Source organism: Alicyclobacillus fastidiosus (genome assembly GCF_026651875.1).
Taxonomy (GTDB): Bacteria; Bacillota; Bacilli; order Alicyclobacillales; family Alicyclobacillaceae; genus Alicyclobacillus; species Alicyclobacillus fastidiosus.
In genome coordinates this window covers 4,149,417-4,171,059 of the sequence record NZ_CP104067.1, presented here as the reverse complement: position 1 = coordinate 4,171,059, position 21,643 = coordinate 4,149,417, and the positions used below count along the sequence as shown (strand labels likewise).

Here is a 21,643-nt window from a genome sequence, read left to right as displayed (position 1 = left end):
GTGATTCGAGTTTTAGGAGCCAATCCAGCAATGGATAGGACCCATACAATTGATTCTCTAGTACTTGGCGAAGTGAATCGCGTTCACTTAACGAAATCATTCGCAGGTGGAAAAGGGCTGGATGTGGCACGGACATTGCGTCATCTAGGGGTTTCAGTCGCTGCCTATGGATTTCTTGGTGGGGAAATTGGTCGGTCAATACGCGCAACTTGTCTCGCTGCTGGAATTGAAGACAAACATACCGAAATCTGTGACGAAACAAGGGTTTGTAATATTTATATCGAGAATAACGAGAAGCGCTTCACAGTGATTAATGAGCAAGGTCCGAATGTAACATTAAAAGAGCAGGAACAGCTTGTTCAGACACTGCTCGCAGACGTTGAAGACGGAGACTTCGTCGTACTGTCGGGGAGTGTTCCGAAGGGGGTGCCTTCTAACTTTTACGGAGAGATTATCCGGGCACTTGAAGGTAAAGAAGTATTTACAATTGTTGATGCTACCGGAAACCTCCTCAAAGATGCGATTGAAGCTAAGCCGTGGATGATTAAGCCGAATATCCACGAGTTTAAAGAAGTTTATCCAAATGTGACGAGCGAATCAAAGTTATTTGAACAGTTAGAATCGGTTATCGAAAATGGGGTTTCAAACGTAGTTGTGACCCTTGGTGAAAGAGGGTGTCTTGCTACAAACCGTGAAAGTGCTTTCTATGTACGAGTACCAAAAGTAGAATCTGTAAATCCGATTGCCTCTGGGGACACGTTTGTTGGTGGGTTTATAGCGAAATATGGCGCGACAGGTGATTTTAAGACATCGGTTCGATACGCGAGTGCATGTGCTGTAGCGAATGCAATGAATTTGATGCCTGAAATACCGAATAACTTAGATTTAAATGGATTGGCGGAATCGACTATGGTGGAGATCGCTGGATGAAGACTATCGGGATTGATATTGGAACGACGAACACAAAGGTCATTTTATATAACATTTTAACAGCTACTGTTGTGCAGAAAGTTAGTGCACCCACACCAATTGTCGAAAACGATTGGGGCCGGGTTCGTTACTCAGAAGATATTGTATCGCTGGTTAAAAAACTAATTATGGAGTTAGGGGAAAAGGTAGATGTCTCAGATGTTGTCGGCCTATCGGTCAGTTGCGTAGGGGAAGAAATTGTTCTGATAGATGAAACGGGTCACTCGTTAGCTCCGATAATCCCCTGGTTTGACGAACGAAGCTGGCCTGAGCGAGAGCAATTTTTTTCAACCTTTGGAATCGGGTTATTTAGGGGAATTACCCCAGGCCCCTGGTACGTCCTATATAAGCTTTTGTGGTTCAAGCGACACCATCCAGAGATTTTGAAAAGGACGTCGATTTTTACAGATATCGGAAGCTTTGTGTTAGGCCAATTTTCCAGTGAATACAAAATGGATTGGTCGCATGCATCGAGAACGGGAGTATTTGATGTTCTCCAAAAAGATTGGAATGCGGAAATTGTAGCAGCTTCAGGGTTGCCTCGAGAGATGTTCCCAGAATTAGTCCCTTCCGGATCTAAACTGGGCATTGTGACCGAAACGGTTGCGAAGGAACTAGGCCTTCCTAGTAATGTGGTGATTTGCGCAGGTGGGCATGATCACTTTTGTGCCGCATTTGCCGGGGGTGTTCGAAATGCGGGAGATGTGCTCGTTTCAGCAGGTACATCCGAGGCGTGTTTTGTTTTAATGAATCACCCAATTCCTAACTTGAAAAGCCGATTTCCAGCAGAACAAGGTTGTTTTGTGGATGGGCTTCTCTATTACATCATGATTTCCATCCCATCGGGGCACTTGTTTCAACAATGGAAGGAATTGCTTTATAAAAACTCAGATGACGAGGAAATCTATCAGGAGATGTCTATCACGCCAATAGGATGCGAAGGCAATCAATTTATTATGTCGGATGATCTTTGTACCTGGACTCTAACCGGGTCGAATCGCTTCTTTGAAAGGGGTACTGTTATGCGAGCAGTTCAAGAGGGAATCGCCGCAGTGTCAAGAGACGTTGTAAATGAACTCTTCTCCTTGTCAGATAACGAAGGAAAACTGTATGTAACCGGTAAACCGACATCACACCTATTCTGGAGAAACCTGAGGTCCGAGGCCTATAAAAGAGAATTACACGTCATTCATGAAGTTGAGTCCGCATCACTAGGCGCTGCCTTGATGGCGAAACAAGTTTGTGAAGTCTAGCCGATTACGTGTTTATCAATGTGACAGGAGGGGTAATTGTGACACTTCTTCGCGAATTGCTGACTGATGCGAAGCAAAACAAATATGCGATACCGGCCATTAATGTACAAAGTGCAGAAACGATGGATGCAGTATTTTCAGCGGCTGCAGCTTGTAAATCGCCAGTAATTGTTGCTTTGGCACATTCGCATGCTGGATACACGTACAATTACACGAATATTACTACCATTGCTGCATTATTTGAAGATGCAAGAAAACGCTACCAAGTGACGGCGTGTCTGCACGTCGATCACGGACGGACATTCCCATTTATCGAGCAGGCGGTCCAACTAGGATTTCATTCGGTGATGATAGACGCATCCGAGGAGCTTTATCAAAAAAATATAGAGATTGTACAATCAGTCGTCACCTATGCCCATGCACACGATGTTTCAGTTGAAGCCGAAATTGGCCACGTGGGCAAAGGGGAAGCGTTTGAGACACAAGAAGCGATAGAGAACACATTCACGGATCCGATTGTTGCAAAGGAATTCGCTGAGGAGACCGGGATTGATGCTTTAGCAGTTGCGTTTGGCACAAAGCACGGCGCATACAAGTCTGTACCGAAACTAGATTTGGAACGCTTAAGAAAGATTCGGGATACAACCGATGTACCACTTGTAATGCATGGTACCTCTGGTTTGTCGGATGAAGATATTCAACGTGCGATTGAGAGTGGAATTACAAAAGTAAACGTATTCACCGAGATTGCAGAGGCTGCCAAGCAAGCATTTATACAGGCTGCTGAAAAACCAAAGGTCCGCTTTCCTGATGCACTGGTCGTGGCAAGAACAGCATTCCAGCAACGTGTTGAACACTACATGCACGTGTGTGGTTCTGTTCAAAGATTGTAATGAGGTTCAAGAAACTATTTACGAGTAGCGTTACTTTAAATTTAACACTGAATGATTTTTAGGGAGGGTGCGGAATGTCAAAAAGAGCTCCGCTATTGCAGGTGTCACATATTAAGAAGAAATATGGGGCAATTGAAGCACTCCGGGATGTTGATTTTAATATTTATCCGGGCGAAGTGATTGGCTTAGTTGGAGACAACGGTGCCGGAAAGTCGACAACAATTCGAATGCTTTCAGGGGTCGAAGAACCTGATGAAGGTCAGATTATATTTGAAGGTAAACCTGTATCCATTAAAGGTCCATTAGAGTCACAGAAGCTCGGAATTGAAACGGTTTATCAAGATTTGGCCCTTGCACTAGATTTGGATGTTGCTTCTAACCTGTTTTTGGGTAGAGAAGAATGTCAAACAGGTTGGCGTGGGAAATTTGGTTTTTTGAACAAAAAGCAAATGGTCCGTAAGGCGGAAGAATCACTAGTCCGAATGAATGTACAAATAAAGGATCTCAAACAAAAGGTAGGGGAGCTATCAGGAGGACAGCGGCAGTCCATTGCAATTGCTCGTGCGACGTCACGGGGAGCGAAGCTAATTCTTCTCGACGAGCCGACTGCAGCGCTTGGCGTTCAGGAATCCGCAAAGGTTCTTGAACTCATCCAAAAATTAAAATCTGAAGGCGTAGCTGTAATTCTAATTAGCCATACAATGCCGCACGTATTAGAAGTCACGGATAGAGTCGTCGTGTTGCGCAGAGGCCAAGTAAGCGGAATCTTAACGACTAAAGATACGACTTTAGAAGAGATCGTGCAGTATATCACTGGAGCAAAAACACAAATTATAGAACAGGAAGGTGCAACGGTATGATTGGCCAAATTCAGACGAAATCGATCCAATCGAGGGGCGAAAACCGAACCAACCTCATGGCGAAAATCGGTGATTACTGGACACTTTGTGTATTGGTTGTGATCATCGCTATTTTTGGTATACTCGCGCCCAGGTTTTTATCGGCGTACAACTTTTTAAGTACGACCACGTCCGCTACAGAGATTCTACTTCTAGCAATTGGTGAGACGTTTGTCATCATTACATCGGGCATCGATCTTTCTGTTGGCGCTGTTTTAGGATTATCCGGTATAACCGGTGGAATGTGTATGCAACTATTAGGGAATTCAGCACTCTCGCTTATTGTTGGTTCGTTAGTTTCGCTAGTAACTGGGCTGATTTTTGGAACGGTTAATGGTTTTGTGGTTGCCAAGATGAAAATAACACCATTCATTGCAACGCTAGGGACCATGGGTATAGCTAGTGGGGTAACTTTCCTCTTATCCAATGGTGCGGATATTACCTCACTTCCAACCGAACTTACTAGTTTCGGAAATGGCAACATCGGTAAAGTGCTCTCGTATCCGGTCCTTATAACCATAGTCCTTTGTATTATCTCTGGAATCGCCTTGGCGAAAACCAAGTTCGGGGTTCATACCTACGCAATCGGGAGCAACGAAGAAGCTGCACGCCGGACTGGTATCAACGTACCGCGTCACATAGTGAAAATCTATGCACTTTCAGGCCTCATGGCGGGAATCTCAGGATTAATCGTCGCTGCAAGATTTGCATCTGCCTCTCCGATATCTGGGCAGAATGACGAACTAAACGCGATTGCAGCAGTTGTCATTGGTGGAGCTAGTTTATTTGGTGGTAGGGGTACTGTTCTTGGATCCGTTGTAGGTTCTATTATCATCGCTGTATTAGCAAGTGGACTGGTAATCTTGAACGTTCAAGCCTATTGGCAAACGGTTGCTGTTGGGGCCATCATTATCGCGGCAGTTTTTGTTGAACAATTAAGACATAAGACCAAGTAAAAATGGGATTTAATCTGGGGTCCCCCCTAAATTAAATAAAAATGAAGCAATAGGAGGAATTTAAAATGAGTTCAAAGAAAGCGATTTCTGTTTTGGCAACATCCGTTTTAGCCACTGTTGTTCTTGCTGGTTGTGGTGTAGGCAATTCCACGTCAAACAACGCTGGATCAAGTAACTCAGGGCAGAGTAGTTCAAGTACTGCAAGTGCAAAGAGTACTGGTGACGGAAAATCCTACACAATGGCCTTAGTCCCGGGTTTAACCACCGATCCGTTTTACATTACGATGAACAATGGTGCTCAAGCAGAAGCCAAAAAACTTGGCGTAAAGTTACTCTTCCAAGGCGCAACGGCTATGACAGCATCTGATCAACTTCCTGTTGTAAATAGTCTTATTTCACAAGGTGTGAATGCGTTACTTGTGGCTCCGGCGGATGCAAATGCGTTAACGCCGCCTCTCAAAACAGCTGCTCAACAAGGAATTAAAGTAGTAACGGTAGATACAAGCGTTTCAGACACAAGTTTTCTTACGGCTGCCGTGACGAGTAATAACTATCAAGGTGGGGAGGCAGCCGCAGACGCACTTGCGAAAGCGTCGAATGGGAAAGGCGAAGTTGCAGTTATTAACTTTGATAAAGGCGTTACCACTGCTGATGCAAGACGTGCAGGGTTCATGGCAGAGATCAAGAAATACCCCGGCATGAAGGTCGTGGCTGACGAGTATTGCAACAACTCTGAGACGACAGCAGATAGTGACGTTTCTTCGATTCTTTTGGCTCATCCGAATTTGGTGGGGGTATTTGGCACAAATCTATACGCGGCAGTCGGTTCAGGTCAAGCTGTGAAATCCAGTGGAAAAGCAGGGCAAGTTAATGTGATTGCCTATGATGCTGAACCGGAAGAAATTCAGGATATTAAAGACGGTCTGATTTACGGTACAGTTGCCCAAAATCCATACCAAGAAGGCCAACTAGCCGTAGAGTACGCTTATGACTCTTTAACAGGCAAGAATACTTTCCCAAAATCTACCCAGTTGGAGAACTTAGTAATAACGAAACAAAACGTCAATAATTCCAGTACTCAGAACTGGATTTATGCAACAGGATCCAATAATTAAGAGTCGATACTATCCATTAGAGAGGGAGCTATATGATAAAGAACCATTGGATAGAAGCTAAGGGTAAAGTGCTTGGATTGTTTCAATCGGCGCACATCTTTTTGACAGAACAAGAGCAAGAACAAGTTGAAATTGTAGATTTTGGGCTAGGTAATTACGAATTAGAAGGTCTGGGGCTCGTTACGTACATTAATTCTGATTTGTATTGTGCGAAGGAGCTCGCCTTGCTACCACATCAAACGTGTCCTGAACATCGACATCCACAAGTCGGACCAAACCCAGGTAAAACCGAGACATTTAGATGTAGATGGGGTAAAGTTCGCTTATACCTAGAGGGAGAACCGACTGATAATATCAAGGCGTGTATTCCCGAAGGTAGCAAGAAATTTTATACGGTGTTTCGTGAGATGGAGCTCACACCTGGTCAGCAGATGACCATTCCGCCAAATACGTTGCATTGGTTCCAAGCAGCGGAAGAGGGGGCTGTTGTATCAGAGTTTTCAACGACAAGCAGAGATGAATTTGATATTTTCACGGATCCGAGAATCGTACGCATACCAGTTATGTCTCACTCATAGCAATAATGCTCGTGTCTCTATGCCTTTCTTGTTTGATGTAGGGAATTAACGCTTACTAGCAGTTGAGCAAAAGGCTACGAGCAAATCTATAGATAAATCTGACGGAGGTAGTGACCATAGTGGTCATCATTTGCCTTCACCAGCTTAAACCACGGATCATGTGATACGTGGTTTTTGATTGACCTGTGCATAGGTTTTTGCCGAATCCCTGTTGAGTAACATTAAGAGAAAGCAGTCAATACGGAAAGTTATTGTGGCCGGGTGAGTGTTGTTTCTTACGTTAAGGGGCAAGAGTTCACAAGTCGTGTTTCCGCTCTACAAAAAGCTCCTTTCGTTTTAGCAACACATAGATCCAGTGAATCAGTTTGTTGACGCAGGCGATCACTGCTTGCTTATAAGGCTTACCTTCTGCACGTTTCTTGTCGTAGAACGTTTTAAGCCTTTTGTTGCGAGTTTTCCGTAAACCGCATTCGACTGCACAATACAAGGTGTGTCGTAACCGGCTCGAACCTCGCTTTGTAATCCGATTGATGGTTGCAGTGAACTTACCAGACGAGTGCACGCTTGGATCTATGCCTGCAAAAGCGACGAGTTTCTTTGGGTGATTAAACCGGTCTATCTCTCCGATTTCTGAAATAATCGTTGCCGCGATTTTTTCACCGACACCGGGGATAGATTGGATAATCTTATATTCTTCAATCTCTTCGGCAAGGGCATCTATCGTTTTTTCAAGGTGGGATAGATGCTCTTGGTACTGAAGAATCATTTGGATGTACATCTTCAGACTAAGCAGATACCCCTCTAATAAAACATTTCGGAACGGGTTACGCGTAGCGGCAGCAATGATTTCGCGTGCCTTTTCTCTCGACCAACGTTCCGACCTACTCTTACATAACTCTGAAACTCTTTTGGTCAGCTTTGCTTCCGTTACATTCAGCACTGAGTCAGCGGTCGGGAACTCCAGCAACGTCCGTAATGAGACTTTGGAATATAAGTCCCCAAACACTCCTTTGTATTCGGGAAACACTTGGTCTAAAACAGCCTGGAATTGCAGTTTGGTCTGAACGGATAGTCGGGTTATCGCAGCGTGCTGCCGGGTTAGGCTACGTAGGTTTAACAGTTGCAATCCCCTCTTCTTGAAGGGCTCAAAATCCTCTTTGTAGAAGAGCTCGCATAAGCTGTAAGCGTCTACCGCGTCGGTCTTTACCTTACGCAGACTGGATTTCTTGGCTGAGTACGCGATCAATGGATTTACCATGATATACACATAATTCTGGTCATCTAGGAATCGAATGATCGGTGCATGATAGTGCCCAGTCGCTTCAAGGATAATTGTTGGTTGCAGACCTGACTTTGCTTCGACTTCCCGTAAAACCTGATGGAAGTCTTCAAGACCGTCATGAGTGTGAACGACAGTGAACTGTTTACCGTGAGGCGTCCCTTTATCTAAGAATGCTTGAGCGATGCTTTCTCCTTTAGCCACATCCAGACCAATGACTGGATTCAAGTGAACATCTCCTTTGATGTGTAATACCGGTAACCCCTATCCATCTTGCAGTTCATAGCTTCGCTTGTGATACGAGATCGATGTCTCAACCAGCCTCAAACATGCTTCTACAAGTAGGGGGTGAACGGATTAGCTCACGGGTTCATCGACCCACGCCCCCGGACGTTCTACCCGGCTACCGCAATGAAAACCTCTACACAAAGAGAGGTCAACCAGAAATGATGAACTGGCTGACCTCATAATACGAACGCCGCTGGGTAAGTCGAGGGCCTTGCGGCCCCCTTCTCCCCTAAGAACTGCACGTAACAGTTTCCCGTTATGCAGCTCAAGCCGTCCAGCAGTCTGGTTGCTCTTTACCGAGTGGTGCATCCTTACCAGTCCATACTACGTGGCCGTTTACAATGCTCTCGTTGTATGAGAGAAATCGTTCCGGATGTTCCGGAAGCGCATCGTAGCCATGGGCTGAGCGAAATTTCTCATAGCACCATCGGTGAGTGACCACCACATTTTCAACCGTGTTGTGTCCGCCAAGCCGCTCGGGAATCATCCGAGTGAACAGGATACCATCGTCATCATTCACTTGCCAGCGACGAAAGTGTTCCGGGGATATGTTGCACCCACAGAGCGCACACCTGCCGTTGGTTTTGTGCACAACTTTCTTCTGAAATCCATTCAAGCGTTTGAGTAGCAGTTGTTCTCGTCGATTCTCAAAGTATTCTTGGTCGCTAGGTCGGTAGGGTGAGCGTCGTCCCTGTATCTTGATGTGACGGATGATGCGTATGTCGCTCATCGTAGCCAAGGTGTACGGGCCGTCCGCGAAAACCCAATTTCGATTGCCGCGCTTGGTGAAGTACTTTTGGAATATCCACCATGCACTCTTTTTCGGATGGCGTCGTTTCGCCCATCTCCATAGCATCTGGTTAATCTTGTGGTCGCAGTAGGAAAAGACCTTCTTGCTGACCTGAGTGCTATAGTAGTGTCCCCATCCACGAATGACGGGATTGAGCAGTCGAATCACCATGGACTGTTTCGCCGACTTGTTTGCGTCCAGAATCCCTTTGATTTTCCTCAGCACCGCCAACTTGTTTTCCTTGGCCGGCTTAATGAGGAGTTGCCCTTTGTACTTGCGGACGTTGAAGCCAAGGAAGTCGAGCCCGTCGTAGATATGGGTGATGTGCGTTTTCTCAAGACTGAGTTCAACGCCTACATTCTCCGCAAGCCATTGGGCAATGACTGGAACGAATTGTTCTGCTTGCTCCTTCGTTTTACACGTGACAATAAAGTCGTCTGCATAGGCGACTATGTTGATACCCGGGTTCGCACGACTGTTCCCAAACTTCATTTTGTGCGCCTTCCGCCGCAAGTCTTCCTCCATACCGTGTAGCGCAACCACCGCGAGTAACGGCGATAACAGGCCCCCTTGAGGTGTACCTCGTGTACTCTCGATGAGCCCTGCTTCGGGGTCGATAACGGGTGCCTTTAACATGCGTCGAACATACACCCGGTCTTCTGGTGCCAGTTTGGCCAGAAGTTTCTCGTGGTCGACGTTGTCAAAATAGCCTCGTATGTCACCTTCAATAACCCATTGGGAAGAGCCCTTTTGACAGAGGTTTGCGAAGAGCTGACTTATGGCATCCCACGTTGACCGTTTGGGTCGAAACCCGTAAACGTTGGGGGAAAACTGCATATCCCACTCTGGTTCCATAGCTGCCTTGTGAATCGCCTGACATACTCTGTCATGAATAGAGGGTATTCCGAGCGGCCTGAGTTTTCCGTTTTTCTTACGTATATACACGCGTCGTACGGGTAGGGGCCGTTGGCGAAGGCTAATAAGTTCGGCTAGCTCCTGCCGTTCTCTCGGTGTGGTGTAGGTTTTTCCATCCACTCCTGGTGTACGTCGTCCTGAGTTCTCTTGTGTCACGTGCCGAATGGCGAGAAGTTTGACATGATGACTAGTACGGATGAGCCACTTGTAGTGGCGCACAACTTTGCGGTTGTTGCTTTCGACTGCGTGGGCCAATTGTCGCTGTAACCTGAGAACGTGGCGTTCGATTTCCTTCCAGTTCGTCCGCTCATTCGATTCATGTTGGCCGCTGTCCGCCGTTTGGGCTTCGAGCCAGGCTTCCATGATGCTATCTTCGTGGACTTCACGGGGGTTCTTACGAATGCGACCTGTTGACTCGTCTTTTTGGACGGCTTTTCGGTTCATAACAGGTCCCCTTTCGTCTCATGCAGCAGGATTCTTGGCTGGACAACCTTGGACAAGTCAGCACGCTTTCGCGCTAGGGCATCTAGCATTTCTGCTACCCTTATCTGCCTCATTACAAGACAGCCTTTGCTTTTTGTCCGTTCCTATACCCCCTGAAGAGTTCGGCTTCACTCACGTTCTGCTTACTGTCCGTAACGGACAGACCTCATGGGGCTTACCTTGTTCCGTCGACAATCCATCTTTGAAGTGTTTAGGTGCCCTGAGTCCCGCGGTAGCGCTCGAAACTGCGAACCAGTAAACGGGAGTACTGGTCCCGGCTACTTGCCCTTTTGGCACAAGCGTGTCAGAGTGTTTCGCTTGTCTTGCATGACGCGGTTTATATAGGGTTCACTGGTGTTCACCATGCACTTCTCAACCTAGCTCCGGTCCGAATTCACTCTATCTGACTCGGCTACATTGTCCCGCGAGCTTTCGCAAGACGGCGTTCCATCCCACGTCACGGTAGGTTCGCGTCCGCAGTTCTGGACGGGTGGATTCGCACCACATGATTCCCGACGACTTTCAAGTCGCAGCCCGTTTGTGCAATAGCCATTGGATTTGACTGATTCCCTAGGGGTCCTGTCCTTGAGGGAATCTTCGTTTGCCCCCATCTTCATTTACCCCACTTGACAATTGAAAATTGGAAATTCATCACTGCCAGGAGAAGAAACTGTGGCATTTACACCAAATTTTACTTGACTTTTCAGAATGACCCCAACAATCCCCGAGAAGGGCTAACCGCTCTATCTCACTGAATTGGGGTTGCGTTATGTTGCCAGTGGTCAGGTCTCATGAGCAGTACCAATCGTTCGTTCAGCAACAACTGCGTATTCACTATGCAAATGGGTCGCTTCTGTTTGTCTCCAAAGACTGGTCACTTGTTAAGAAGTTCTGGATCACCGACCTCTCTGGCACGTTTTACTTACTCCAAGAAACTTTCTCGTGTCGTGGTCCCAGATCCATTGACCCTGCCGACTTACTGCGTTCGTATCTACTTATGCTACAGGTCGGAGAACCATCTATCACAGAATGGGTGAATCAATTACGGCGCTGCCCGTTGTATGCCATCCTTAGCGGCTTTGAGTATGGTAAAAAACGCCAGGCGTCGGTACGTTCTACGACTTCTTCCAGCGGCTGTGGTCTCATAACTCCGTGAATCTTTCGCCCAAGCTCAGACTGAATCGAAAGAAAGTCAAAGGTGGGAAGAAAGGAGAAAAGGCGCCAACCAAAGCGTACAGCAAAATTGCAAGCCTAATGGCTCAACTGCAGAAGCGTTCCAGTGCTAAGGTCCAACCTTTCGACGTTTTGCTCAGGTTATTTCAACATCAATTCCTTACTGTCTCTGCTAAGTCGGGTTTGTTAGGTAACACTCGCGCACTTTCTATTGCCAGCGATGGAATGCCACTTCAAACAGCAACACAAGTTCGAAGTCAACGACTTTGCAACTGTCGTGAACTCGGTATTGCCCCATGTAGGTGCTATCGTATCTATTCCCAACCCGACTGTGACATGGCTGGGACAGTTATCGAAACAAATACTTTTTCGGTGCGTATTCCGGTGAATTCGGCCACCTGTTCCGGAAATATGTAGGCCAGTGAATCCGATAAATCGCGGCCACCGAATCCGGTAATTTGCAGCCACTTTTGACCGCCTCGTAACGTGGTTATATTCTACTTACCAGAATTATCTTCTATAGACAATGAACTTTTTAATTTACGCATCGATTCTCCATTGATTTCAAGCTTATAAGCGTTGTGCACAATGCGGTCAAGAATCGCGTCAGCAAGTGTGGGATCTACAAAATGCTCGTGCCATAGCTCGACAGGCAGTTGACTGGCAATACAAGTGGAATGCGTGTTTGTCCTTTCGTCTAATAGATCTAGGAGATCTCGACTTTCGGGGACAGACATAGGTGCCAATCCCCAGTCGTCAAGAATGAGCAGGTCTGCCTTCCGAATGTGGCGTTGTAATCGCTCGTAGGATCCATCCCCTTTGGCGATAAGTGATTCCTGAAGAAGTTTAGAAACTCGAAAATAACGGACATTAAGATTTTGACGGCAAGCGGCTGTACCTAATGCGCAAGCAATGAAGGTTTTCCCGACACCTGTCGGGCCGACTAGGATGAGATTATGATGTGCTTGGACCCATTGCCCGGTGGTCAGTGAACGAAGCAATCCGTGATCCAATGTTCGAGACACGTGATTCTCAATTTCTTCGGGTGCCGCGTTGATTTTCAAGCGAGCTTCCCGAATCAGACGCTGTTGGCGATGGTTTTGTCGGTTAACCCATTCATGGTCAACCAAGAGACCAAACCGTTCCTCGAACGTGAGGCTCTGAGCATTTGGATCCTGAAGCTGTTGTGTGTAGGCGTCCGCCATGGCACCGAGTTTCATCTGGCGCAGGTACTGAAGGGTTGGATTGGTTAGCATGAATCGTCTCTCCTCATGTGAGGAGGGCAAGATTGGCCCTCCCATAGAATTGTGATATTAGTTAAGCAGGCCCGATTGGTAGTACTGTGCGCCACGAACATTGTTGTGGTTCGGTGTAACCCTGTGATCTCTAGCAACCAAGTCGGCCTTGTCCAATCCCTTTTGGAGGATGGATTTTACACTCCGATACGATGGTGAATTGATTGTGAGTGCACGTAACGCTGCCGCCTCGAGTCGTTCGGTAGAATACTGTTTACCAAGACCCAGTAATCCGAGGCACGAGCGGTATCCCTGCTCTGGATGCTTGAACTTCTGCAAAATCCGTTCCACCAACATCCCAGTGTTTGGTCCAACGCTGTTTCCCCAAGAGATGAGTCGAGAGGGTGTCCATTCCAGATGCTTCTGGTGAGATTTCGGACGATGGAGTGGCTCGGTACGTGCTTGGCCAGGTGCAAACGCGCGTGCGTGACTAGCAATCCGTTTACCCTTAAAGAAAATCTCAACTGTGTTCTGTGTAATCCGAGCGTCCACGCGTTGACCCACCAACGAGTAAGGAACGCTGTAAAACGCTCGATGTACTTCGATGTGGTAGTCTATGTGTACGCCGCACAGCTTCCACTCTGCGTATTCGTAGGGTGTTGCAGGCAGGGGTCGGAGGGCGAGCTGGTCCGTGGCCGCAAACAGGGACTGACGCGAGCCCTCTAGCTTTTGAAATGGTTTGTGATTCAGCCGATTCACCAGTTCTTTAATTGCCTGATTCAATTCATGAAAGCTAAAAAACACGCGGTTTCGAAGTACCGCCATAATCCAACGTTCCACGATTTGGACGCCGACTTCTGCCTTGGGCTTGTCCTTTGGCTTTCTGGGACGGGCCGGTAAGATGGCACAACCGTAGTGAGACGCCATTTCTTGATAGCTTCGATTGAGTGTGGGTTCGTATCGGTCTGCTTTAAACACTGCGGACTTGAGATTATCCGGGACGACCAACTCAGGAACACCGCCGAAGAACGCAAAAGCACGGACATGACCACTGATGAATGATTCCACGTTTTGAGCTGGGTGTGCCTCTGCGAACGTGTAGTTGCTCGCCCCCAATACAGCCACAAAGATTTGTGCATGTTGCACTTCTCCGGTTTCTCGATCTACAACAGGCAGTGTGGGGCCGGCGTAATCCACGAACATCTTTTCTCCGGCGCGATGTTCCTGGCGCATAGTGATTTGTAACTGTCTTTTCCAAACCCGATACCGTTCACAAAACTGGCTATACTGATACCCGTCTGGATGTTGTTCCTTGTACTCCATCCATAGTAGTTGTAGGGTGACACCCTTTCTCTTCAATTCCTGATGGATCTTTTCCCACTCCGGCTCGAAGCAGTTCTTGGGGCGACCCAGGGGGCAGGAAACAGTAGAGACTCCAATTTTGAGTCATCCATGTCGTCGGGAATTGGCCAAGAGAGGCCGATTTCCTTAGATCTTGTGATGATTTTGCTGATTGTGCTACGGGAGAGAGATACGCTTTTGGCGATGGTACGCTCGCTGAGTCCAGCCTCAGCGTACAACCTAAGTACTTCGTGGATCTTGCGCATTGGTGTCCTCCTTCTGGGCAACGGTGACAACAACTCCTTTCTGTCCAAGAGACTGAGACAGATTCAAGAGATCTGTTGTTCTACCTGCCGCTAAAATTGGAACCAACGCTACGAGGGGAAGAACCAAAAACTAGCTCTCAAAAGTGGCTGTGATTTTCCGGAACAGGTGGCCGCGAATTTCCGGAACGAGTGGCTGCGATTAAACGGAACGCCCGGCCGCTATTTTCCGGAATGCGTGGCTTTTTTCATCCGGAATACGCATTCGGTTATCATCTTTACACTTTTGTTGCTGCGGATAGCCCATACGACTTGCCACTTTACCCTAGACTTCAACGAGCCTCTCGCCATGATGCGACCTCTTGGGTGGTTAGTGCCCGTGAGTTCGTTGAACGCTTTTGTGAATATACCTGAGACAAGGCGATTTTAGACGCCGCACATGATGCGTTGCCAATCTACGAGTACCTTCATTCGAGACAGATTAAGCCATTTATTGATTTAAACCTGCGGAGTACGGGAAGCAAGGGAGTTCGAAAAGATGACATCACGTTTTCCCCAACTGGGGTTCCGTTCTGCAAGAAGGGACTGGAGATGAAAGACCGTGGCTACGACTATACACGCGGACGCCGTAAATACTATTGTCCGCTCGTTATCAAAGGAGTGGTGACTTGTGATACGCCCTGTTCCGATTCACCTTACGGAAGATGCGTCCACACATATACTAAATATAATCCTCGCTTGTTCCCACCCGTCGCTCGCAACAGCAACGAGTGGACCAATGTCTACAAACGCAGAACCACCTGCGAACGTAGCAACAAGCGAGTAAAAGAGGATTTTCACCTCGAAGCTGCCAAGCATCGCAGTACCATGATGTGGACCGTCCGCATCTACTGCATTTCCATGTGTCAACACATGGACGCTTGGTACCAAGAGAGCAATCTAGACCTGAGATCGATGCTCTTGTCAGCCTGAGAATACTCCAACTATACCATCTCTAGCGATAACTTTTCGAAAATTGAACCGTCATCGCTCTGTTTGCTATACCCTTTTTCAAGGAATCTTGATGGCGTCGATCATCTCTCGCCGTTTTCCAGCGGATCATTGGGAGAAATCCCGTCTTACCACGCTTTTCCGAACTCTAATTCCGAGAGGCTATAATATTTAGAACGAATCAATCTAACTAACGCCAACGAAACAATCAACAAAACGATCGACAAGTTTCCGTAATTAATCCGATTATTGCTTCAAGGGCCATATGTGCAAAAAAGCTCCCTGCATTTCTATAACCCCAGAGGCCCTTCCCATAAACCATCTCCCACTGAAACCTATTGGTATTAAAACTTGATTTTTCAAAATACTCAATTTATTCAATGCGTTGCAGTGCCTTCGAACCTGATTCATGATTGTAACTTCTAACTTAAGTTTAGTAGCTTTGGCGCTGTAAAATATATCCTCCCAAAGCACCTATTACGAAAATACCTATTAAAAACATAAAAGCAAAAACATATGACCCGTGATCAAACGCAATCAAAGCACCCATAATGGTTGGTCCAAAGGCAGCAACAACGTCAGTGAATCCAGTGGCGATTCCTGTACTTGTACCAATTCTTTCAGTACTTGACATACTATGCATTAGACCTATAATCGTTAAAGTAGTAATCTGAACAAATGCAATCGCTATTGCAATCATAATTGCGTCAGTAATCGCTGAAGATAAATTTATCGCGAATAAGAGACAGACAAGCGCAGCAACGAATGACCCGGCTAACCAAATAGCTTTTTTCTGCGTTTTATCTGTATGCATTCCAACGAATACCACAGCAATCAAAGCGACCATATATGCTAAGACCATATAACTTGAGGTTTGGTTCGCGTTAAAGTGTTTCATGATAACCAAATAGCTTGGAAACCAAGTAGATAATCCATAAAACCCGATTGTACTTGCAATATAAGAAAGAATAAGCATCCAAAAACTTGACGATAAAACTCCTTTTACTTTGATTTTAACCTTTTCATCTTCCTGGGTCAGTTGCTCACTCATGATGTGGTTTATTTCAAATTGTGACACGTTCTTATGGTTTGTTGGTTGATCTTGAACAAGCCAATATACCATTGGCAAACAAATCACCCAAGCAAGAAGTGTTAAAACCCAAAATACAATACGCCAACTAAATTGATGAAGTAAGGATAAAACTAAAAATCCTGTAAAAGCTGCTCCAACGTTTATCCCATTAATCCAAATCGCTTTCGCACGCCCACGCTCACTTAAGGGAAACCAACGAGCTGTCAGTGAGTTGGAAACTGGCCACAAAAATGCTTCAGCGAAGCCAAGACAAATACGAGAAACTAATAGAGTAACAAAATTTGGAGCAATGGCGGCTAAGCATGTACTTAACCCCCATAATACCAGACCTACTATAGCACACTTTTTCGGGCCAAAGTGATCAGTTAACCATCCCCAAATGAAAAAACCAATCCCATACGAAAACAGTAGTCCGGTAACTAAGCTTCCTATTAAAACAGGCTTTCCAACCAAATTCATATCAATCAAAAATGCCTTATTCGTTGATATCACAGCCACACCAATTTTATCGAACATCCCAACAACCCATAAGACAAAAAGAGTTGGTGCTATCATTCGCCAACGTACAGATGAAAAAGAAGGTTCACTCATTTGGTTATTAACTGGGATATAATTCATATTTAAATCCTCCTATAATGTTCTCCATAATTTTTAATCAGAATATTCACTTTATTTAACGTAAACTCTTAATCAACAATACTACATAAAGAAACAATGGACTTAACCCTTTTAAAATTGTCAACCCTTGCAACAGTGTGTAAACATAATAAGTTAACTTGCCAATTTTTAAGATTACATAAACCTCTTGCACCCCTTACCATTAATACTTCGATAACGAGTTTTAAAATAGAGAGGATCAGGATACCAAAGGCTACTTACTATAAATCACCAGCACTTGTACTTTTAGAAGAGGAACATATTCCACTTTGGAAAATTAGTCAATCTCGAATTGGAAATTTGGCCAACTGACGAATCTTACTGTTCTAACTGCATGACTGAACACTCCTCCCATAGGTGCTTTCTTAATTCTCTCGCTGGTTTCAATCTTGACGTTCTACATCTCTTTTCAAGTATGTCAATTTTGTATCCTTGTTCATTTTAAAAGAAAATGGGACTGAAGATATATGCATTTTCCGCTATTAAGAACAATACACAATTATTTGATAAAATGAAGACGACAAAGTTTGCTCTCCTAGATGAGTCCCTGCCTTAACTGGTTATACAAAGCGCCACAATCCAATATATGGGCATCTCGATGCGTGTTGTTGAAATTAAAATTCTCCACTCAAGTTTCGGTGCGGCCGGGCAAGGTCGTGTAATTTAGCAGGTGGAAATCCTGCCTGGTAAGACTAAAGCCAAGTCACCAGTAGCGAGTCTTGGGTCCGTAAGAGTAATTTTGTGGGCTAAGCGTAGACAGCTAGGTAGTAGGCCTGAATGTGATTGAGCCTCGAAATGAGTTAAACGGGAAGGTCGACGGTTTCGAAACTCTGGAAGACCATATTCTACTGCGCGATAAGGCGAGTGCAGCGGAGCTTCCCCGGGGTCGGAGAGCCAGGCATGCTACACAATGATTACACTGCAACCCGGGAGACCCTGTTGCTCTTCTACCAGGGAGTATGACAAACAATCGGATAACGGGAGAATGTCAAATGGCACACAGGGAGTCGGATAACTGCGTAGTGTGCGCGTGGCAGCGCGTCATCGGGTGGGTTAAAGTCCCACTGAGTCTCGGACTAGGGGGCTCATATCCAAACCTGGGGGTAACGCCTCAGGGGCCGATAGCAATCGATGTATCGGAGGGCAGGGCGTCCACCGTGAGGTGGAGTCCGGAGGGCTTGCGGAGAAGTACCAGGCTGTAGTGAAACGGGGAACCGAATTGCGAACCGGTCGGCCAAAGATGGGGCAAGGTCGAGCTTGCACTATGGAGGCGAAGGCGCTACTAGTCCACCCATCGTACCAAGGTGTGTGCGGGCGGCATGGCACGGAAGATGATGTTGTGACCCACGGAGATCTCGTAGTGTCTGGTAAGTGAGCACCGCGATGGACAGGTGGGTAAAGAAAGTCGAAATGGTCGTGCTGTGGCTGCCATTTTGTTCAGGAGTCCACAGCTATCCAGTAACGTGCGCTATAAGGCAACCCCGAAGTGCGCACCGATGCGCTGCGAGAAGTCGGAGAGCTGCATAATACTGCAACGGACGAACAACAGAAACGTCCGGACTATCTGCCCAAGTGCAGGTGGCTTTTGTTCACTCAAAAGGTGAGTAAAAGGGGAAGGCGGCTCGCTTTATGGAACCCGAAACCTCAGGAGGTTCGCGAGTATGTAGCGAGGGAAGGAAAGTTCCCTAAGTGAAAGACCCAGAACTCGCAACGGAGGATACGAGACCAAATGAAGGCAGACGGTACAGGTAGGAAGATTCATTCGCTCATTGACAAGGTCTATCACCGAGCCAATCTGGAGTTAGCGTGGAAGCTGGTCAAGCAGAACGGCGGTAGTGGTGGAATCGATAACGTCCGAATTGCTGACTTTGAGCGAGTGGCAGCGGAGGAACTAGCCAGACTGCACCAACAGCTAAAGCAGGATGTCTACAGACCGATACCAGTTAGAAGGGTGAACATCCCGAAACGGAATAAGCCCACCGAAACGAGGCCGCTTGGCATTCCCGCCATTCGAGATAGGGTATGCCAGCAAGCACTGAAAAATCGGCTTGAACCTATATTCGAGTTGACATTTAGCGATTGTAGTTTCGGATATCGACCGGGGCGTTCCACACATCAAGCAATGCGGAAAATCTATCGCGAAATCATGAACGGCTGTGAATGGGTAGTAGATGCTGACTTGCGTGACTTCTTTGGCAATGTCCAGCACGAGCGTCTCATTGACATGATATCTGAAAGAATTAGCGACGGGCGCATTTTACGACTGATTAGACAGATGCTCGAAGCCGGATACATGGAGAACGGGGTGAAATTCCAGACAGTATCTGGGACACCTCAGGGCGGAATAGTGAGTCCACTATTCAGTAATATCTACCTCACACCATTTGACAGAGCGATGGAAAACATGGGTTATCGCCTTACCCGTTTTGCTGATGATTGGGTTGTACTCTGCAAGAGTCGTGAGGAAGCTGTAAAGGTGTTGGCAGATGCAAAAGTTGCCTTAGAAGCGCTGGGCTTAACGCTTCATCCGGAGAAGACCCGCATTACTCATATTAGCGCGGGATTTGAATTTCTCGGCTATAAGCTGAAACGCGGCAAAGGTCTAACGCTGCCACAGCACAAGGTGAAAAAGGGACCCAATAGACTGAACATCTATGCGATTCCAACGGAGAAGTCCGTGAAACGATTCCAGGACACCATCCGTCAACGCACAAAGCGCCGACTTCCGCTCACCGTACAGGAGCTGATTGACAGGATTAACCCGGTCATTCGAGGATGGGGCAATTACTATCGAAAAGCACACGTTCGAAAATTGTTCAACAGACTGCAACGCTGGATTATTCAACGAATCAGAAGCCACCAGTACAAGCGGTGGCGGAACGGTGGATGGCGGAAATATCCTGAGCGACGATTGTACGGTGAGTTTCGATTGGTAAACCTAATGTCCCTGATACCCGATTTGAATCTGATGCCTGCATCCACGCGATGACATGAAGGAAAGCGGATTGCGGGAAAACTGCACGATCCGTTTGATCGAGCGGACGGAGGCAGGCTAGCGCCCACCTCCTCCGACTCTACACCAAGGAAGTCGGGTAACGCCGATGGAGGAAAGGCAGTTACATGTCGTCGCTCTTGATAAGGAAACATGAACTACACACAGGGGTAGGGAATGTATGGAAACGAAACTATCAAGAATAACAGAAATTGCAAGAACTAAGCCAAAGGAATCATTCACGTCCTTGTATCACCTCCTAAACGAAGAAATGCTGCTGCAGTGCCACAGAGAGTTGGGCAAGCAGAAGGCGGTCGGCATCGACAAGGTAACGAAAGCAGAGTACGAAGAAAATCTGGATGACAACATTCAGGACTTGGTACAGAGACTAAAGCGGCAAAGTTACAGGCCATTGCCAGTCCGAAGGACGTACATTCCAAAGGGCGATGGAAAAGGCCAAAGACCACTCGGGATATCGGCGTACGAGGACAAAATTGTCCAGATGGGACTTAGCAAAATCCTGCAGGCCGTGTATGAAGCTGACTTTCTCGACTGCTCCTATGGGTTCAGACCAAATCGAAGCGCACACGATGCGCTGAGAGCACTCAACAGAGTTATTGAGAAGGGGAAAATAAGCTACGTAGTCGATGCGGATATTCGAGGGTTCTTCAATAATGTGGACCACGACTGGCTCATGAAGTTTATCCATCTGCGAATAGCTGACCCGAATATTAGGAGGCTTATTGTCAAATTCCTAAAGGCGGGAATCATGGAAAACGGGAAGATAGAGGCAACAGACCTCGGCACACCGCAAGGGTCTATTGCGTCTCCAGTTCTTGCCAATGTCTATCTACACTATACGCTAGACCTTTGGTTTGAGGTAGCGGTAAAGAAGAGATGCAGGGGACAGGCAGAGCTAGTAAGATACGCCGATGACTATGTGTGCTGCTTTCAATACAAAGAGGATGCAGAGATGTTCTACTCAGCTCTCATCAGTCGACTTGCCAAATTCAAACTCGAAGTGGCAGAAGAGAAAACGAAGATACTCGCATTTGGACGATTCGCAGCAATAAACAGGGACAGGATGGGACTCGGGAAACCGGAGACGTTTGACTTCCTCGGGTTCACGCACTACTGCGGTACAAGCCGCGCGGGAAAATTTCGAGTAAAGCGCAAAACAAGCAAGAAGAAATTCCGTGCGAAGGTGCAGGCGGTAAAGGCATGGCTCAAGGAATCGCGGCATGAGGGCTTGGACGTCATCATGGGAACGATGCGGAAGAAACTCGTAGGGCATTACCGATATTACGGAATCACCGACAACAGCAGGATGCTCGGGAGTTTCAAGTATGAGGTATCGAGACTGCTGTTCAAATGGCTGAACCGAAGAAGCCAGCGACACAGTTTCACCTACGAAGCCTACAATCACTTTCTGGTGCTAGGTTGTAATAGTGGACACAACGAATCGGGAATGTAAGAATAAG

15 protein-coding genes and 1 pseudogene are annotated in these 21,643 nt (G+C 46.7%); 11 read left to right on the top strand and 5 right to left on the bottom strand.

Annotation, left to right across the window (positions count from 1 at the left end; genetic code table 11):
* The 7 genes from NZD89_RS20545 to NZD89_RS20515 all read left to right on the top strand — a co-directional run bounded on the left by NZD89_RS20545 (position 1) and on the right by NZD89_RS20515 (position 6,663).
* The gene (locus NZD89_RS20545; protein WP_268004570.1) at positions 1–930 is read left to right on the top strand and encodes a 1-phosphofructokinase family hexose kinase; all 930 of its coding nucleotides are present in this window, start codon (positions 1–3) and stop codon (positions 928–930) included.
* Positions 927–2,222, top strand: coding sequence for an FGGY-family carbohydrate kinase (locus NZD89_RS20540; protein ID WP_268004569.1), 1,296 nt, complete (start codon positions 927–929; stop codon positions 2,220–2,222). The genes NZD89_RS20545 and NZD89_RS20540 overlap by 4 nt, the downstream gene beginning before the upstream one ends.
* Positions 2,223–2,260: 38 nt before the next feature.
* Positions 2,261–3,115, top strand: coding sequence for a class II fructose-bisphosphate aldolase (locus NZD89_RS20535; protein ID WP_268004568.1), 855 nt, complete (start codon positions 2,261–2,263; stop codon positions 3,113–3,115).
* Between the two features lie 74 nt (positions 3,116–3,189).
* Positions 3,190–3,975, top strand: a complete 786-nt coding sequence (locus tag NZD89_RS20530) for an ATP-binding cassette domain-containing protein (protein ID WP_268004567.1) — start codon at positions 3,190–3,192, stop codon at positions 3,973–3,975.
* Positions 3,972–4,970, top strand: a complete 999-nt coding sequence (locus NZD89_RS20525; protein WP_268004566.1) for an ABC transporter permease — start codon at positions 3,972–3,974, stop codon at positions 4,968–4,970. Before NZD89_RS20530 ends, NZD89_RS20525 begins: the two co-directional genes overlap by 4 nt.
* 65 nt (positions 4,971–5,035) lie before the next feature.
* Positions 5,036–6,085, top strand: coding sequence for an ABC transporter substrate-binding protein (locus NZD89_RS20520; RefSeq protein ID WP_268004565.1), 1,050 nt, complete (start codon positions 5,036–5,038; stop codon positions 6,083–6,085).
* Positions 6,086–6,117: 32 nt separating this feature from the next.
* Positions 6,118–6,663, top strand: a complete 546-nt coding sequence (locus NZD89_RS20515; protein WP_268004564.1) for a D-lyxose/D-mannose family sugar isomerase — start codon at positions 6,118–6,120, stop codon at positions 6,661–6,663.
* A 295-nt stretch (positions 6,664–6,958) separates the two neighbouring features.
* Here the strand turns inward: NZD89_RS20515 and NZD89_RS20510 are convergent, their stop codons facing one another.
* Together NZD89_RS20510 and ltrA (NZD89_RS20505) are read right to left on the bottom strand one after the other, a co-directional pair.
* Positions 6,959–8,170, bottom strand: a complete 1,212-nt coding sequence (locus tag NZD89_RS20510) for an IS110 family RNA-guided transposase (protein WP_268004563.1) — start codon at positions 8,168–8,170, stop codon at positions 6,959–6,961.
* Positions 8,171–8,495: 325 nt separating this feature from the next.
* A complete protein-coding gene (gene ltrA / locus NZD89_RS20505; RefSeq protein ID WP_268004562.1) occupies positions 8,496–10,379 on the bottom strand; it encodes a group II intron reverse transcriptase/maturase in 1,884 nt (627 codons plus the stop codon).
* Between the two features lie 808 nt (positions 10,380–11,187).
* On the opposite strand from ltrA (NZD89_RS20505), the gene NZD89_RS20500 reads away from it, so the two are divergent.
* Positions 11,188–11,574, top strand: a complete 387-nt coding sequence (locus NZD89_RS20500) for a hypothetical protein (RefSeq protein ID WP_268004561.1) — start codon at positions 11,188–11,190, stop codon at positions 11,572–11,574.
* A gap of 514 nt (positions 11,575–12,088) precedes the next feature.
* Here the strand turns inward: NZD89_RS20500 and istB are convergent.
* The gene (gene istB, locus NZD89_RS20495) at positions 12,089–12,847 is read right to left on the bottom strand and encodes an IS21-like element helper ATPase IstB (RefSeq protein ID WP_268004560.1); all 759 of its coding nucleotides are present in this window, start codon (positions 12,845–12,847) and stop codon (positions 12,089–12,091) included.
* 57 nt (positions 12,848–12,904) lie between these two features.
* Positions 12,905–14,433 (bottom strand): annotated as a pseudogene (gene istA, locus NZD89_RS20490) (IS21 family transposase).
* A gap of 444 nt (positions 14,434–14,877) precedes the next feature.
* Between istA and NZD89_RS20485 the strand changes: the two are divergent.
* A complete protein-coding gene (locus NZD89_RS20485) occupies positions 14,878–15,402 on the top strand; it encodes a hypothetical protein (RefSeq protein ID WP_268004559.1) in 525 nt (174 codons plus the stop codon).
* A 451-nt stretch (positions 15,403–15,853) separates the two neighbouring features.
* On the opposite strand, the gene NZD89_RS20480 is transcribed toward NZD89_RS20485, so the two are convergent.
* A complete protein-coding gene (locus NZD89_RS20480; RefSeq protein WP_268004558.1) occupies positions 15,854–17,131 on the bottom strand; it encodes an MFS transporter in 1,278 nt (425 codons plus the stop codon).
* 1,768 nt (positions 17,132–18,899) lie between these two features.
* Between NZD89_RS20480 and ltrA (NZD89_RS20475) the strand changes: the two genes are divergently transcribed.
* A complete protein-coding gene (gene ltrA, locus NZD89_RS20475; protein ID WP_268004557.1) occupies positions 18,900–20,159 on the top strand; it encodes a group II intron reverse transcriptase/maturase in 1,260 nt (419 codons plus the stop codon).
* Positions 20,160–20,343: 184 nt separating this feature from the next.
* Positions 20,344–21,636, top strand: a complete 1,293-nt coding sequence (ltrA, locus tag NZD89_RS20470; RefSeq protein WP_268004556.1) for a group II intron reverse transcriptase/maturase — start codon at positions 20,344–20,346, stop codon at positions 21,634–21,636.
* Positions 21,637–21,643: the final 7 nt, after the last annotated feature.